The following is a 15,669-nucleotide window of genomic DNA, read 5'->3' as shown; positions in this document are numbered from 1 at the left end:
TGTGCCTGGCGTGTGACCGCGCCGGGACGTTAGAGGCTGAACATGGCAGAAACATCGAATTTCCTCGGCAACATCAAGGTTTCCCGCAAGTTGGGCGGCGGTTTTGCTGTGCTTTTGTTGGCGGTGGTGGCGGTGGCCTTCATCGGTTATAGCAGCAGCAATGTGCTGGTGGATCGCCTGGACACCACGCGTCTGATCGGCACGCTCAACGATGCGACGCAGGACATGCGTCTATCCGAGAAGCAATACGAAGCGGCGGCGGATGGGGCGTTTGCCGAGGCTTATCAGTCGCAGCTCAGTGTGTTGCAGGGTTTGATTGGCAAGGCATTGCAAACCCTGAAGCGGGCGGAAAACCAGCAAGCGTTGAAGCAATTGCAGGACACCACGGTGGCCTACGATCAACGCGTAAAACGTCTTATCGAGGCGGACAAGGCGACGGCCGATGCCCTGAAACCGCTGGGGGCGATGTCGGATAAATATGCCGAGACCTTCAACAGGCTGTTCGAGAGCGCCACGGCCAGTGCGCTGGCGTCTGCCGACGCTGCGCGCGTGGCGGACCTGCGTACGGTGGCGGATCTGCGCAACGGCATGACGATGTTTCGTCTGATGCTGCGTCGTTACATCGCGGTGCCGAGCGAGGCCAACAAGCAGGTGCTGCTGGACACCACCGATGCGTTTCTCGCCGACATGAACAAGGCGCGCAGTGCGTTGCCGGCCGCGCTGTCGGGTCAGCTGGAGGAAGCGCAGGCCGGCATCCGCCGTTATCGCGACGTGCTGGTGCAGGTGGCGGCGCTGTTCGAGCAGAAGCAGAGCCTGCGCCAGCAGGTCGATCAACAGAGCCAGGCGATGGACAGCATCATGACCGGCCTGATGGACACCCAGCAGCGCCTGGCGCGTGAGGACCAACATCGCGCCTTTATCCAGATTGCCGTGCTGACCGTGCTGGCGCTGGTGATCGGTCTGTTGGCGGCGGTGCTGATCTCGCGGCAGATCACCGCGCCACTGGCGCTGACGGTGGAGTTGGCACGCCGGATTGCCAAGGGCGATCTGACGGTACAGGCCAAATCCAGCCGCAAGGATGAGTTGGGCGATCTGCAGAATGCGATGCAGGACATGGCGCAAAGCCTGAACACGCTGGTGCAGGGGATCGGGAACGGGGTGACGCATATTTCCACGTCGGCCGAGAAGCTCTCGGCGATGAGCGAGCAGACCAGCGCCGGTGTGCGCCAGCAGAAGGTCGAGGTGGACCAGGTCGCCACGGCGATGCACGAAATGGCGTCGACGGTGCAGGAGGTGGCGCGCAACACCACCGACGCCTCCGCTGCCGCGACACTGGCCGATCAGCAGGCGCGCCAAGGCAGCGCGGTGGTCAAGCAGGCCACGTTGCAGATCAGCGAGCTGTCGGTGGCCATCGAGGAGTTGGGCGGGGCGATGAACGTGTTGTCCCAGGACAGCGAGCAGATTGGCAAGGTCATCGATGTGATCAAGGCTGTCGCCGAGCAGACCAATCTGTTGGCGCTGAACGCGGCGATTGAAGCGGCGCGAGCGGGTGAGCAGGGACGCGGTTTTGCGGTGGTCGCCGATGAAGTGCGTTCGCTGGCGCAACGCACGCAGGATTCGACCAAGGAGATCGAAGCGCTGATCGTCACGCTGCAACAGGGCACGCAAGCAGCTTCTACACTGATGACGGCCAGCCGCGAGCGCACGCTGGACACCGTGGTGCTGGCGCAGAAGGCCGAGCAGGCGATCACTGAGATCAATCATTCGATCGGCACGATCCAGCAAATGAGCCTGCAGATTTCCGCCGCTGCCGAGCAGCAGAGCGCCGTGGCCGATGAGATCAATCGCAGCATCGTCAGTGTGCGCGATGTCGCCGATCAGTCGGCCGTGGCCAGCGAAGAAAGTGCTACCGCGACCCTTGAACTGGCGGCGCTGGGGCAGGACTTGCAGCGCATGACCGCGCATTTTCGTATCTGATGGCGTTTTGCAATGAACTTGGGCTGACCGGATCGGTCAGCCTGTATAAGCGGGGTACCGCCGGGCGGCGGTCACTTGTTCCGTGCTGTCATTATCTGGGCCATGGAAGGTTGCAACCCGCTCTCAGGGGGCGTCATGACCAATATTCCAATTTCCCCCCAGCCCAGCGGGGGGTGCCACGGGTGCCGGCAAAAAGGCGAGGCCGACATGGCGTTCTCCTTCGCGTTCCAGCCGATTGTGGATGTGCGTAATCAATCGACCTTCGCCCACGAGGCGTTGGTCCGCGGCGTGCAGGGCGAAGGGGCGTTGTCGGTGCTGGAACAGGTCGATGACCAGAACCGCTATCGGTTCGATCAACTGTGCCGCGTGCGAGCAATCTCCACGGCCGCGCAGTTGGGGCTCACCGGGTTTCTCTCGATCAACTTCCTGCCCAACGCGGTGTATCGCCCCGACCTGTGCATTCGCAGCACGCTGGAGGCGGCCCGCGCGCATGCGTTCCCGCTGGATCGGCTGATCTTCGAAGCGGTCGAGGGCGAGCACGTGGAAAGCAACAAGCACCTGATGAACATCCTGCGCGAGTACCGCGAGTTCGGCTTCAAGACCGCCATCGATGACTTCGGCGCCGGCTACTCGGGCCTGAACCTGCTGGCGGACTTTCAACCGGATCTGATCAAGCTGGACATGGCGCTGATTCGCGACATTCACCGCGACCGGGTGCGTCAGGCGATTGTGCGGGGCGTGGTGGGCATGTGTACCGATTTGGGCATCGAGATCATTGCCGAGGGTATCGAGCACCCGGAGGAACGCGACTTTCTCGCCGATTGCGGTATCTACCTGATGCAGGGCTACTGGTTCGCCAAACCGGCGTTCGAGGCGATGGCGCAGATTCCTGCGCAAGCCTGGCAACCGATCTGACGATGCCCCGCACGGGCGAACCTGAACCGCTGCTGTCGGCCGCAGCGGTTTCATCCTGTGTGGCGCGGCGAGGGCCTAGGATGGGCGGACAAGAATGCCGCCGTTCATCCTCTGGGGAGCCGTGCCATGCGTGCCCATGTCGTCAAAGTGCTGTTGATCGCTGCCGCTGTCTCGGTGTTGAGTGCCTGTTCGGGCTCCGGCGGCTTGACCACCAGCGCTTGTTTTTCTACCGATTGTCAGTCGCCGCAAGGGCGCAGTAATGCGACCACCCTCAGGTTTGGCGGCAACAGCATTGGCAGCAGCCTGAATCAGTACAGTTCCGGCATGCTCCACGACGACTGATAGGGGCGGGCGCCACCGCTGGAGCAGCTACGCAATGCCGCTGGCGAGGCAGCCATGCCCTCGCCAGCGGCATTGTTCATTGCGGCAGCGCCAGCCACTCACCCAGCACCTTCTGATACTGGCCGGTGACTTTGCTCAGGTGCAGCCACTGGTCGACGTACAGCTTCCAGCTGTTGTCATCGCGCGGCAGCAGGTAGGCCTTTTCCCCGTATTGCATGAACTGTTGCGGATTGACCGCGCACAACCCCGGTTTGAGTTTCTGCTGGTACAGCGCTTCAGAGGCGTCGGTGATCATCACGTCGGCCTTGTTGTCGAGCAGTTGCTGGAAGATCGTCACGTTGTCGTGCAGGGCCAGTTGCGCCTTGGGCAGGAAGGCGTGGACGAACGCCTCGTTGGTGCCGCCGGCCGGTTCCACCAGGCGTACGCCGGGCTGATTGATCTGCGCGATGCTCTGGTACTTGTCCTGGTCGGCGCAGCGCACCAGCGGGATCTTGCCGTCGACGTCGAGGGTGTTGCTGAAAAAGGCTTTTTTCTGTCGTTCCAGGGTCACCGAAATCCCGCCCATGGCGATGTCGCAGCGGCCGGCCTGCATGTCTGGCATGAGGGTTTTCCAGGTGGTCGGCACCCACTCGACCTTGACCCCCAGGCTGCCGGCCAGCGAGCGCGCCATGCTGATGTCGATGCCTTCGTAGTCGCCGTCGTCGCGCTTGAAGGTGTAGGGCTTGTAGTCGCCGGTGGTGCAGACGCGCAACTGGCCGTTTTGCTGAATGGTGTCCAGGTGCGACGAGGACTCGGCGGCCTGCGCGTTCACCGCGATGGCCAGCAATGTTCCGAGCACGATCGGGTTTTTTATCATGTGCATATCTGTCGGGCTTCCAGAGGGGCGGAGCGGGAAGTTAACCACGTTCCCGGCGCCGATCCCTATGGGTAACGCAACGGGCTACAGGCCCAAGCCTTCCTGCACCACCTGCAACAGATTGTTTTCGGTCAGGGCGATGGCATCCAGTTGCTGGCCGGTTTCAAGGGTCTGCATCCACCAATGGCTTTCGTGGTGTTCGTCGACGGTGCGCAACAGATAGGTGTTGCGATCCGCCAGGGTGATCTGCACGCGTCCGGCGCCATCCTCGGTAAACCGCGCGATGGGATCGAAGGTCAGGCTGTGGTGGTTGGCCTCGATCACCAGTTGATCGATGGCGTAATTATGGCTCTGGCCATCGGGCGAACGTTCGCAGACGTGGGTCGGATTACGGCGGATCTTCAGGCCGACTTCGGTCACTGGCTGCAGCCACGCCTCGATGCGGTGGTACAGGTCGTAGACCTGCGCCGGCCAGCAATCGATCTCCAGTTCCGCGCAGGTGATGTCGTCCGCGTGGCTGTGGTGGGTTTGCTTGAGCTTCGCGGCGAGTTCGTCTGCTTTACTCATTTCAGTTCCCTGTGTTGGATGGCTGCCTGTTAATCGTAGACCTTTCAACGGCGTACAGCGTTGCCTTGCGTCATGCGCTTGCAACACAAGCGTGTCGAAATCAGCCCTGACCACGTCTGGTCAGGAACGAAAACCACGGACGCAGGCGTCCCAAGGAGCGGGTACATGAAAAAGCTGTTTACAATTCTGGCGCTGATTGCGCTGACGGCCGGCAGCATCGGCATCAGTTCGGCGCGCCAGTCGCAGTCGAGCAAGGCGCAGGCGGAATCGGTGGCGGGGGTGTTCGATTACTACCTGCTGACGCTGTCCTGGTCGCCGACGTTCTGTCTGACCCACAAGGATGATGTGCAGTGCTCGGGCAAGGGCTACGGCTTCGTCCTGCATGGCTTGTGGCCGCAATACGCCAAGGGTGGCTGGCCGGAATCCTGCCCGCCGCTGACCACGCTGAACGCGGCCGAAACCAGCAAGGGCCTGACGCTGTTCCCGACGAAAAAGCTCCTCGATCACGAATGGGCCAAGCACGGCACCTGCAGCGGCCTCGGCGCGATGGGCTATCTGGATGAAGCGGACAAGGCCGTCGCGGCGGTGAAAATTCCGCCGCAGCTGCAACCGTTCAACACGTCGTATTATTTCCAAGCGCAGGAAATCGCCGACTTGTTCCGCAAGGCCAACCCGGGGATCCCGGCCGATGGCATCGCCGTGGTGTGCAGTGGCCCGGAGTTGTCGGAAGTGCGCGTGTGCATGGGCAAGGATCTGCAGTTCGGCGCCTGTGGCAAGGGTGTGAAGACCCAGTGCCGGGCTGGCGACATCCGCGTACCGCCGTCACGCTGAGGGGATGGACGCCAAGCAGACGGGCGCCTGATAGGCGCCCGTTTTTTTCTCCGCGCGTCAGGCAAACCCAGCGCCATCCACGCCCAGTTCACCGCGCAGAAATTCCACCAGGCCGCGTTGCAGGCTGCTCAACACGCCTTCACGGCTGACCAGCGCCAGCTCGGTCGGCGCCAGCGCCGGCAGGTCGGTACAGACCCGATGCTCCGCCAGCACCGCCGACGCCGGCAGCACGGACACCCCCAGGCCCGAGGCCACTGCCGCCTGGATGCCGGTCAGGCTGTGGCTGCCGAACGCCACGCGCCACGGCCGTTGCGCGACGTCGAGCAGGCGGATCGCCCGTTGCCGGTAGAGGCAGCCCTGAGGAAACAACGCCAGCGGCAGTACGCTGCTGGTGCTATCGAAATCCGCCCCCCTGACCCACACCAGGCGCTCCGGCCAGGTCGCCCAGGCCGTGCCGCTGTCGGGTTCGCGCTTGATCAGGGCGATGTCGATGTCGCCGCGATCGAGCCGTTGGCGCAGATCGAGGCTCATGCCGCTGACCGTTTCCAGGCGCGCTTGCGGGTGGCTGCGGGTGAACCCGGCGAGGATCTGCGCCATGCGCCGCGCATCGAAATCTTCCGGCATGCCGATGCGCAGGATTTCCAGGTCGAGCTCGCTGGACAGCGCTTCGCTGGCCTCGGCGGACAGCGCCAGCAAGCGCCGCGCATAGTGAATCAGCAGTTCGCCGTGTTCGGTGACGCTGACGTTGAGACCGGTGCGATCACGCAGCAGCAGAGCATGCCCGACCAGGTCTTCGAGCTTGCGCACCTGCTGACTGACCGTGGATTGGGTGCGGTGCACGCGTTCGGCGGCGCGGGTGAAACTGCCTTCATCGACCACGCAGACAAAGGTTTTCAGCAATTCCAGGTCAAGCATGGCGGCGTTCTCGATATTCGATTGGCAACTGAGGTGTGGCTATTTATTTAATTTCACACTATCACCGAGCGGCCATAAGCTGAAATCCTCACGACAAGAGGAATGCCCGCATGACATTGGCAAACACCCCGCGCCCGCAATGGCTGACCTTCGATTGCTACGGCACGTTGATTCAATGGGACGAAGGCCTGCGCGCCGTGGCTGCGCAGATCCTCGAGGAGAAGGGCGAGCACCAGGTCGACGTCGCTCGATTGCTCGAAGTCTACGACCGCCACGAGCATCACCTGGAACAGACGCCGCCACACCGCTCGTTCCGCGCGTTGAGCACCCTCAGCCTGCAACTGGCCCTCGAAGAGCTGCGCCTGCCGAGCCTGCCCGAGGACAGCCAGCGCCTCGCGGCGGCGATTCCGCGCATGCCACCGTTTGCCGAAGTGGTCGAGACGCTGGCGCAGCTCAAGGCCCGGGGCTTCAAGCTGTGCATCGTGTCCAATACCGATGACGACATCATCGCCGGCAACGTAGCGCAATTGGGCGGGCACATCGACCGGGTGATCACCGCACAGCAGGCCGGCGCCTACAAGCCGGCGCCACGGCTGTTCGACTACGCTCATGCGCAGTTGGGGGTCAGCCGCGATCAGGTGGTGCACATCTGCGCCAGCCCGCTGCTCGATCACACGGCGGCACGCGACATGCATTTCCGCTGCGTGTGGATTGACCGGGGCACCGGTCGCCAACTGCTGGCGGACTATCGTCCCGACGCGATCCTGCCCACCCTCGACCAGGTGCTGCCGCTGTTCGACGCCCTCGGTTGGTAATCACGGAGTTCAACCCATGGCCCACACCCTGACCGGCAGCACGCGCGCCCATGGCGCCTCGCTCAATCTCGACAGCGCAGCCATTGTCACCGCCCGCGAAGAACTCGCGGCATGCTTCCAACTGGCGGCGCTGCATGGCTTGGAGGAGGGCATCTGCAATCACTTTTCGGCAATGTTGCCGGGGCATGACGACCTGTTCCTGGTCAACCCATATGGTTACGCGTTTGCGGAGGTGACCGCGCAAAACCTGCTGGTCTGTGACTTCCACGGCAATGTGCTCGACGGCGACGGGCAACCGGAAGCTACCGCGTTCTACATTCATGCGCGTCTGCATCAGCAGCAGCCGCGGGTGCGGGTCGCCTTTCATACGCACATGCCGCATGCCACTGCGTTGTGTCTGCTGCAAGGACCGCCGCTGTTGTGGCTGGGGCAGACCGCGCTGAAATTCTACGGCCGCACGGCGGTCGACGAGCATTACAACGGCCTGGCGCTGGACGACAGCGAAGGCGAGCGCATCGCTGCGGTGCTCGGCGCTGCCGACATTCTGTTCCTGAAGAATCACGGAGTGATCGTCACCGCGCCGACCATCGCCGAAGCCTGGGACGATCTGTATTACCTGGAGCGTGCGGCGCAAGTGCAGTGGCTGGCGATGGCCACCCAGCGCGAGCTGAAAGCGGTGCCCGCGGCGATTGCGCAGCGCGCTTACGAGCAGATGCGCGCGAGCGATGCGGACAGTGCCCGGGCGCATCTGCGCAGTGCGATGCGCCGGTTGGCACAGCGAGGCTGAAGCAGGGCAATAACGGCAGGCGAAAAATAAATCGGCGCGCAACGGTCATCCAATTGCCCGAGGCGCCGATACGTACTGGGTCGGGATTCTGTCGGTGGCACTCGGTTGCCCGCCGCAGACCCGTGGACTACGCTCAGAACAACAAGGGTTTCGGGCCTTCGCCCCTGTCGTACCTGCCCAGGACATGCTTTTGCCAATCCCCATTCACGATCCGCACCAGGCCCCCGGTGGCACGCTCAAACGCTTGCCACTGCGCAAAGCGGCGGCACTGTTCATTGTTGGCGTCTGCCTGTGCCTGTTTGGTTTGCTCTACCTGCAACTGGAGCAATCGCGACGCCAGGATCTGGCCATGGCGCAAGTGGCGTCGGCCAACCTCACCCGGGCGATGGCGCAACAGGCCGAGGACACCTTCCTGGCCGCCGACCTGGTAATGACCAGCCTGGTCGATTGGATTCAGGAGGACGGTTACGGCGCGGCGCAGAAACCCCGCATGCAGCACACTTTCGCCCGCCGCGTGCAGCAGCTGGAGCAGTTGCACGGCATATTCCTCTTCGATCGCGACGGCCAATGGGTGATTACCTCGTTTGCGGATCTGCCGCGCGGCAACGGCGTGGCGGACCGCGAATACTTCAAGTTCCACCAGCAGAACGCCTCGACGCTGGCGCACATCGGCCCGGCGATCCGCAGTCGCGAGAACGGCGAGTGGATCATTCCCATCTCGAAACGGGTCAACGACCGCGCCGGCAACTTTCAGGGCGTGCTGCTGGCCGGGATCAAGATGGCCTACTTCGACCGCTTCTTCGAAAGCTTCGGCCTAGACGATAAGGGCATCATGTTTCTCGGCCTCACCGACGGCACCTTGCTCGCCCGCCGGCCGTTCGACGAAAAGCTGATCGGTTCGTCCCTGGCCCAGGGGCGGATTTACCAGAAGCTGCTGCCGCAATCGAACGCCGGCACGGCCATGATCAATTCGGTGGTCGATGGTGTCGTGCGCTTGTACGGCTATCGGCAACTGGCGTCCTACCCGCTGGTGGTGGCCGCCGCGACCTCGCGCGACACCATTCTCCAGGGCTGGAACGCGCGCGCGTTTCAGTCCAGCGTGATCATTGCCCTGGTGATTCTGGGCGTCGGGCTGTTCGGCTGGGTGTTTATCCATCAAGTGCGTGACGGTGAGCGCATCGAGAAAAACCTGCGCAAGGCGCAGCGCACGCTGGAGCAGATCGCCACTCACGACAGCCTCACCGGGCTGGCCAACCGGCGCCTGTTCGAGCGTTCGCTGGACATCGAATTTGCCCGCGGCGCGCGGCAGTCGAGCCCGGTCAGCCTGATCATGCTCGATATCGATTTCTTCAAGCGCTACAACGACGCCTACGGTCACGTTGCCGGCGATCACTGCCTGACCCAGGTCGCTCAGGTGCTGATGAGTTGCTGCCAGCGCAAGTCCGATCTGGCGGTGCGTTATGGCGGGGAGGAGTTTGCGGTATTGCTGCCGGACACCGACATCAACGGTGCCCTGGCGATTGCCGGGCAGATTCGCCGCAGCGTGATGGACAAGCACATCGTGCACAGCGGCTCACCCACCGGATACCTGACCGTGAGCCTGGGCTGCTACGCATTTATTCCGGCCGGCAACGACAGCCCCGAGCTGTTTATCCAGCGCGCCGATGCGGCGCTGTATCAGGCCAAGAATGCCGGGCGCAACCGCGCTGCGGTGATATCGCTGGACGGCGGCATCGGCGAGCTGATGCGTTCGGATCGTTGAGCCAACCAACAAACGCTGAAGGCGCAGGCCGCGGTACTTACCACGGCCTGCTCTTGTTCGTTCAGCCGCCGGTGCCACCACCGGCACCGCCAGTACCGCCGCCTGCCGAACCGGTGCCGCCACCGGCGCCCGAGCCTGAACCGCTGGCGCCGCCGTTGGTGCCGGTGCCCGAGCCCGTGCCACCCGAGCCGTTACCACCGGAAGGCGCGCCCGGCGTGTTGTCCGGCGGCATGGTCGAACCGCTGGTGGCACCGGACTTGGTGCCGGTGGCGTCAGCGCCATCGTTGGCGGCGAAACTGGCAGCGGACGCCGTGGCGAGCAGGCCGGCCAGCAGGAGCGAAGTGAGTTTGCGCGTCATCATGGTAAGTCTCCGGAAAAAGAGGATTGACCTGATATTGGTCTGACGCGCCGCTGGCTTGGTGCCGGTCGGGTGACGAGCGGTCAACGACCGCACAACCGCACCTGCTCGAGTGGCCTCCTGGTCTTCTGGAATATTGGCTATTTGTCGCGGCGGGCGACGGGACTAACGTAGCCACACATTCCCTGCTACCGGAGAGTCACCATGCAACCTCGTGTCGATTTCTACACCGCTTCCCCTGACGCCCTGAAAGCGATGATTGCCCTGGAAACCGCCGTCTCGAAACTGCCGCTGGAAAAGACCCTGATCGAACTGGTCAAGCTGCGCGCCTCGCAGATCAACGGCTGCGCGTTCTGCATCGACATGCACACCGCCGACGCGATCAAGGGCGGCGAGACCCCACGGCGGCTGTTCGCGGTGACCGCGTGGCGCGAAGCACCGTTCTTCAGCGACCGTGAGCGCGCCGCGCTGCTGTGGACCGAGTCCCTGACGCAACTGAGCCTGACCCACGCCCCGGACGAAGACTACGAGGCGGTCGCCGCGCATTTCTCGCCCAAGGAAATGGTCGACCTGAGCGTGGCGATCAACACCATCAACAGCTGGAACCGCCTGGCCGTGGGCTTTCGCAAGATGCCGCAGGCCTGACGTGCACTGCGCTCAATGAGCATCGGCACTCGGCGCGGCCGGTGGTTGCACCTTGCGCATCAAGGGCACCATCGCCGTGGCGATGCCGAAGCAGACCATGATCATCAGGAAGGTGTCGCCGTAGGTCTGCGTCTGCGCTTCGCGGTAGGTCAGCAGCCATAACTGCCGCAGGCTGGCGGTCATGCCCGGCTCGCCAGTCTGGCCGAGCGTGGCGAAGTTGCCGCCGACCTGGGCCAGCCACTGATTCAACGCTTCGTTGCTGCTGTTCAGATGCTCGGCCAGGCGCGTGAAGTGCAGATTGGTGCGGTCATTGAGAATGGTCGCGCACGCAGCGATGCCGATGGCACCTCCCAGATTGCGCATCAAGTTGAACAGCCCCGAAGCATGCTTGAGCCGCGCCGGCGCCAGCCCGCCGAGGGTCAGCGTCACAGCCGGCGGCACCGCCAGTTGCTGGGCGATCCCGCGCAGGGCTTGCGGCAACAGCAATTGCCCGGCACCCCAATCGTGGGTGATCGGACTGAATTCCCACATCGACACGGCGAACAGGCCCAGGCCGGCCATCATGATCCAGCGCAGGTCGACGCGATTGGCGAGAAAGGCGTACAGCGGAATCGCCATGATCTGGAACACCCCGGTGGAAAAAACCGCCAGGCCAATGTCCAGCGCGCCGTAGCCGCGCACCCGGCCGAGAAACAGCGGCGTCAGGTAAATCGTCGCGAACAGGCCGATCCCGGTCACGAACGAAAAGAAGCAGCCGAGCGCGAAGTTGCGATCCTTGAGCGCGCGCAGGTCGACGATCGGATTGGCCACCTGCAGCGTGCGGCCGATGAACGCCACGCCGGCCAGGGCGCTGACCCAGGCGGTGGTGAGGATGGTCTGGTCGCTGAACCAGTTCCAGCGCGGGCCTTCTTCGAGGGTGTATTCCAGGCAGCCGAGAAACAGCGCGAGAAACACCATGCTCAGGTAGTCCGCGCCCTTGAGCAGCGTCAGTTCCGGTTGATCGATCCTGACCAGCAGCGGCACCGCCACGGCGACGAAGATCCCCGGCAGCAGGTTGATGTAGAACAGCCAGTGCCAGGATGAAATGTCGGTGATCCAGCCACCGATCACCGGCCCGAGGGTCGGCGCCAGTGAGGCCACCGCGCCGATGGTCGCGGCGGCAATCACCCGCTGTTTGCCGCTGAAGAAAACGAACGCGGTGGTGAACACCAGCGGAATCATCGAGCCGCCGAGAAAGCCCTGCAGCGCGCGGAAGGCGATCATGCTCTGGATGTTCCAGGCGATGCCGCAGAGCAGGCTGGCGAGGGTGAAGCCGACCGCCGAGGCACAGAACAGCCAGCGCGTGGAGAACACGCGCGACAACCAGCCCGACAGCGGGATGACGATGATTTCGGCGATCAGGTAACTGGTCTGCACCCAGGCGGTTTCGTCGGTGCCGGCGGACAGGCCACCGCCGATGTCGCGCAGCGAGGCCGAGACGATCTGGATGTCCAGCAACGCGATGAACATGCCGATGCACATGCTGGCGAAGGCGAACACTTTGGTCGCCGTGGCCATGTCCGCGGCATTGAACGGTTGCGCCGAGGCGGTGAGGGTGCTGCTCATGGCGCGCTGGCCACGTCGGCACTCTGCGCTTTGGCGCGGGTGTCGACTTCAGCGGTGACCGACAGCCCCGGGCGCAGGTGACCGAGCACGCCATCCGCCGGATCGAGGAGAATGCGCACGGGCACGCGCTGGACGATTTTGGTGAAGTTGCCGGTGGCGTTTTCCGGCGGCAGCACGCTGAATTGCGCGCCGGTGGCGGGGGCGAGGCTGTCGAGGCGGCCGTGGAATTCCTGGCCGGACAAGACGTCGGCGCGAATGCTCACCCGTTGCCCCGGCTGCATCCGCGCCAACTGGTCTTCCTTGAAATTGGCGTCGACCCACAAGCCACTGGCCGGCACCACCGAGAGCTGTTGCGAACCGGCCTGAGCGTAGGCGCCGACTCGGGCACGGCGGTTGCCGATCACACCGTCGACCGGCGCGCGCAGTTCGGTATAGCCGAGGTTGAGCTGTGCCAGATCACGCTCGGCGCGGGCTTGCTGGAGGGCGGCGCGGGCCTGTTGTTTCTGCGTGTCGATCACCGCCAGTTGCCGTTGCGCGGCCAGCAGTTCGGCCTGGGCGCGGGCACTCAGCGCCTGGGCGGTCTTGAAGGTGGCGTCGGCGCGTTGCGCACTTTCCACCGAGACGGCATTGGTCGTCACCAGGCGCTTGTAACGGGCGTTGTCGTCCCGCGAGCGCGCGGTTTCGGCACCGGCGGCATCGATACCGGCGCGGGCCTGGCCGATCACCGCCTGTTGCAATTGTTCAGTGGCATCGAGGTTGGCCAGCAGCGCCTCTTCGGCAGCCACTGCGCCTTCGGCCTTGGCCAGATTGGCGCGGTAGTCGCGGGCATCGAGACGAATCAGTACGTCACCGGCCTTCACCGCCTGGTTGTCGCTGACGAGTACCTCTTCTATATAGCCGGCGACTTTCGGCCCGATCACCGTGACATCCGCGCCGATATAGGCATCGTCGGTTTCTTCGAGAAACCGCCCGGTGCCCCACCAATGCACGGCGTACACCCCGGCGCACACCAGCGCCGCCAGCCCCACGGTGGGTATCAGCAAGCGTTTGAGCAGTGGACGTCTGGGAGCGCTGACCGCAACGGCAAGGTCGGCTTCAACGGTGGGCATGTGGGTCATGGCGTAATACCTGCGGCAACGAGGTTGTTATTACGGCTGTAATATGACGCATGTAATATTTTGTCGCAAATGCTTTCTGCTGCCGGCCGTCAGTTGTTTATCCGAGCCAGTTGCCAGGGGTGCTGCCCGTCATGAGTTTGAAGAAGGCGATGAATGCGCTGTCGCTGGCGAAACCCAACTCGAACGCGCAGTAGCCGAGGTTGCGGCCCGTGGCGAGCAGTTCCATGGCGCGCATCAATCGCCACTGCTGGCGCCATTGCTGATAGCTCATGCCGGTTTCGCGCTGGAAGATGCGGCCGATGGTGCGCCCGCTGGCCCCGACCTGGCGTTCAAGCAGGTTCAACGGCGGCGGCAGTCGTTCGGGGGTCGCCAGCAGTGCGCCCAGGCGTTTGTCCCGGGGCAGGGGCAGCAGCATCGGTTGTTGCGCCGCCTCGGCCATTTCACTCAGGCACAACCCCAGCAGATGCAGGCCTTTGCCCTGCTGCCAGTCGCTGGCGAAATCGGCCGTGGCAATCGGCTCCAGTACCGCGCGCAGCAACGGGCTGACTTCAATCACACAGACCTGCTGCGGCAGCCCGGCGCACAACTGCGGCGCGAGATAAATCGAGCGGTAATCGACGCTGTGCTGCATCACGGCCCGGTGGCTGACGCCAGGCGGAATCCACGCTGCCCGCGATGGCGGCAACAGGCACAACTGCTGCGCCAGGGTGATGCGGGTACAGCCGCGGCGGGTATACAGCAGTTGCCCGCGCTGATGCCGGTGCAGGCCGGAGTCGTGGTCGCCGAGGGTCGAGGCGATGCCGATCACCGGGGCTGGATAACGATCAGGATCAAAGGATGCGTGGGCATCGAGCCAGGCCATGGGTTGTCCGATTTCAACGATAACTTGTCAGGGTCTGGATAATACGTCAGCCAGGGCTTTTTAAACTCCCCGACGACTGTGTCGAGGAGATTGTGTTTCATGAACAACGGAAAACTGTTGCTGCTGGCGATTGCGTTGCTGATGTTCCCGCAACTGGCCCAGACCCTGTACAGCCCGGCGCTGGGCGATATCAGCAGGGCGTTCGCTGTCAGCGCGCAGACGGCGGGGCAGACCTTGGCGGTGTATTTCCTGGCGTTCGCATTGGGCGTGGTGACCTGGGGCCGAGCGTGCGACCGGATCGGCCGTCGGCCCTCGATGCTCGCCGGCCTGGCCCTGTATGCGCTGGCGTGTGCCCTGGGTATGAGTGCGCGCACATTTACCGCTTTGTTGTTGGCCCAGGCACTGGCGGCCTTCGCGGCTGCGGTCGGTTCGGTGGTGACCCAGACGGTGCTGCGCGATCGCTTTCAAGGCGCGCAACTGGCGCAGGTTTTTTCCCTGGCCGGCATGGCCCTGGCGGTGAGCCCGGCGCTCGGCTTGTTCAGCGGCGCGAGCCTGGTGCAGGGCTTCGGCTATCGCGGTGTGCTCGGTGCCTTGCTGTTGCTGGCGCTGGTGCTGTGGGCCTGGAGCTGGCGCGCGTTGCCGGAAACCCGGACGCCGCACCTGCCCGCCGTGAGCCTGTGGCGCACCCTGGCGCGCATGCTGCGCGATCCCGGAATCTGGCGTTCGGCGCTGTGGGTCGCGGCGTTCAACGTTGCACTGTTCAGCTATTACAGCCTGGGACCGTTTCTGTTCGAACGGCTCGGCGTCGATGCGTCCTGGTTTGGCTACAGCGGGGTGTTGCTGGCCCTCGGTTCCGGTGTCGGGGCGTGGCTCAACCAGCGTTTATTGCGGGTCGGCTGCAACGCCCTGCAACTGATTCGGCTCGCGGCTGGCATCAGTCTGCTCGGCGGAATCGGTGTTTGGCTGCTGCGGGAAAATGTTGCATTCGTGTTACCGATGCTGCTGGTGGTGCTGGCGTTCGGCATGGCCATTCCGAATATCCTCGGCGTGGCCCTTAAGCAATACCCTGATTGCCTGGGCACGGCGGGTGCGCTGTTGGGGCTGCTCTATTACCTGCTTATCGGGCTCGGATTGATGCTTGCCGCCTGCAGTCAGGCCCTCGGGGAAACCCTGATGGCGTGTAGCGCACTGGCGTTTTTGCTGACAATCCTGACCGATCAGTCATTTGTTTAAGAAATGTAATGCGCGTTTAAGTTGTATTGCAATTTGCACGAAACGCTTCGAGTATCAGCGCAATTGATGGAGTGGCATTCC

The 15,669-nt window shown here is 63.6% G+C and carries 16 protein-coding genes and 1 pseudogene; 10 read left to right on the top strand and 7 right to left on the bottom strand.

Annotated elements, in window-relative coordinates; genetic code table 11:
• Positions 1–42 precede the first annotated feature (42 nt).
• The 4 genes and pseudogenes from QRN70_RS27805 to QRN70_RS14350 all read left to right on the top strand — a co-directional run.
• A pseudogene (locus tag QRN70_RS27805) lies at positions 43–1,119 on the top strand (methyl-accepting chemotaxis protein); the annotation flags it as partial.
• A complete protein-coding gene (locus tag QRN70_RS27800) occupies positions 1,105–1,977 on the top strand; it encodes a methyl-accepting chemotaxis protein (protein WP_502941595.1) in 873 nt (290 codons plus the stop codon). The pseudogene QRN70_RS27805 and the gene QRN70_RS27800, both read left to right, overlap by 15 nt.
• A 135-nt stretch (positions 1,978–2,112) precedes the next feature.
• On the top strand, positions 2,113–2,892 hold the full coding sequence (gene rimA, locus QRN70_RS14355; RefSeq protein WP_502941589.1) for a S6 modification regulatory phosphodiesterase RimA: 780 nt from the start codon (positions 2,113–2,115) through the stop codon (positions 2,890–2,892).
• A gap of 126 nt (positions 2,893–3,018) precedes the next feature.
• Complete coding sequence (locus tag QRN70_RS14350; RefSeq protein ID WP_285418661.1) at positions 3,019–3,234, top strand: hypothetical protein; 216 nt, start codon at positions 3,019–3,021, stop codon at positions 3,232–3,234.
• Between the two features lie 76 nt (positions 3,235–3,310).
• Here the strand turns inward: QRN70_RS14350 and QRN70_RS14345 are convergent, their stop codons facing one another.
• On the bottom strand, positions 3,311–4,096 hold the full coding sequence (locus QRN70_RS14345) for a transporter substrate-binding domain-containing protein (RefSeq protein WP_285418660.1): 786 nt from the start codon (positions 4,094–4,096) through the stop codon (positions 3,311–3,313).
• A gap of 78 nt (positions 4,097–4,174) precedes the next feature.
• Complete coding sequence (locus QRN70_RS14340; RefSeq protein ID WP_285418659.1) at positions 4,175–4,657, bottom strand: hypothetical protein; 483 nt, start codon at positions 4,655–4,657, stop codon at positions 4,175–4,177.
• Positions 4,658–4,822: 165 nt separating this feature from the next.
• On the opposite strand from QRN70_RS14340, the gene QRN70_RS14335 reads away from it, so the two are divergent.
• Positions 4,823–5,488 (top strand): ribonuclease T2, encoded by a 666-nt coding sequence (locus QRN70_RS14335; protein WP_285418658.1) that lies wholly within the window; start codon positions 4,823–4,825, stop codon positions 5,486–5,488.
• A gap of 57 nt (positions 5,489–5,545) precedes the next feature.
• Here the strand turns inward: QRN70_RS14335 and QRN70_RS14330 are convergent, their stop codons facing one another.
• A complete protein-coding gene (locus tag QRN70_RS14330; RefSeq protein ID WP_285418657.1) occupies positions 5,546–6,403 on the bottom strand; it encodes a LysR family transcriptional regulator in 858 nt (285 codons plus the stop codon).
• A 110-nt stretch (positions 6,404–6,513) separates the two neighbouring features.
• On the opposite strand from QRN70_RS14330, the gene QRN70_RS14325 reads away from it, so the two are divergent.
• The 3 genes from QRN70_RS14325 to QRN70_RS14315 all read left to right on the top strand — a co-directional run bounded on the left by QRN70_RS14325 (position 6,514) and on the right by QRN70_RS14315 (position 9,767).
• Complete coding sequence (locus QRN70_RS14325) at positions 6,514–7,218, top strand: haloacid dehalogenase type II (protein ID WP_285418656.1); 705 nt, start codon at positions 6,514–6,516, stop codon at positions 7,216–7,218.
• Between the two features lie 16 nt (positions 7,219–7,234).
• Positions 7,235–8,005: an aldolase gene (locus QRN70_RS14320; protein ID WP_285418655.1), complete on the top strand. Its 771-nt coding sequence runs from the start codon at positions 7,235–7,237 to the stop codon at positions 8,003–8,005.
• A 190-nt stretch (positions 8,006–8,195) separates the two neighbouring features.
• Positions 8,196–9,767, top strand: a complete 1,572-nt coding sequence (locus QRN70_RS14315) for a sensor domain-containing diguanylate cyclase (protein WP_285418654.1) — start codon at positions 8,196–8,198, stop codon at positions 9,765–9,767.
• A gap of 61 nt (positions 9,768–9,828) precedes the next feature.
• Here the strand turns inward: QRN70_RS14315 and QRN70_RS14310 are convergent, their stop codons facing one another.
• Positions 9,829–10,128, bottom strand: coding sequence for a hypothetical protein (locus QRN70_RS14310; protein ID WP_285418653.1), 300 nt, complete (start codon positions 10,126–10,128; stop codon positions 9,829–9,831).
• A gap of 201 nt (positions 10,129–10,329) precedes the next feature.
• Between QRN70_RS14310 and QRN70_RS14305 the strand changes: the two genes are divergently transcribed.
• On the top strand, positions 10,330–10,770 hold the full coding sequence (locus QRN70_RS14305) for a carboxymuconolactone decarboxylase family protein (RefSeq protein ID WP_285418652.1): 441 nt from the start codon (positions 10,330–10,332) through the stop codon (positions 10,768–10,770).
• 12 nt (positions 10,771–10,782) lie between these two features.
• On the opposite strand, the gene QRN70_RS14300 is transcribed toward QRN70_RS14305, so the two are convergent.
• From QRN70_RS14300 to QRN70_RS14290, 3 genes are all read right to left on the bottom strand, one after another.
• On the bottom strand, positions 10,783–12,375 hold the full coding sequence (locus QRN70_RS14300; protein ID WP_285418651.1) for a DHA2 family efflux MFS transporter permease subunit: 1,593 nt from the start codon (positions 12,373–12,375) through the stop codon (positions 10,783–10,785).
• The gene (locus tag QRN70_RS14295; protein WP_285418650.1) at positions 12,372–13,493 is read right to left on the bottom strand and encodes an HlyD family secretion protein; all 1,122 of its coding nucleotides are present in this window, start codon (positions 13,491–13,493) and stop codon (positions 12,372–12,374) included. The genes QRN70_RS14300 and QRN70_RS14295 overlap by 4 nt, the downstream gene beginning before the upstream one ends.
• A 97-nt stretch (positions 13,494–13,590) precedes the next feature.
• Positions 13,591–14,355 carry an AraC family transcriptional regulator gene (locus QRN70_RS14290; protein ID WP_285418649.1) on the bottom strand — a complete coding sequence of 255 codons (765 nt, stop codon included), beginning with the start codon at positions 14,353–14,355 and terminating at the stop codon, positions 13,591–13,593.
• A gap of 99 nt (positions 14,356–14,454) precedes the next feature.
• On the opposite strand from QRN70_RS14290, the gene QRN70_RS14285 reads away from it, so the two are divergent.
• Positions 14,455–15,588, top strand: a complete 1,134-nt coding sequence (locus tag QRN70_RS14285; RefSeq protein WP_285418648.1) for an MFS transporter — start codon at positions 14,455–14,457, stop codon at positions 15,586–15,588.
• Positions 15,589–15,669: the final 81 nt, after the last annotated feature.

Source organism: Pseudomonas sp. efr-133-TYG-5, assembly GCF_030209175.1.
In the GTDB taxonomy this organism is placed as follows: Bacteria; Pseudomonadota; Gammaproteobacteria; order Pseudomonadales; family Pseudomonadaceae; genus Aquipseudomonas.
Note: the sequence above shows the minus strand (reverse complement) of the source record. Positions and strands in the feature narration are given on the sequence as shown.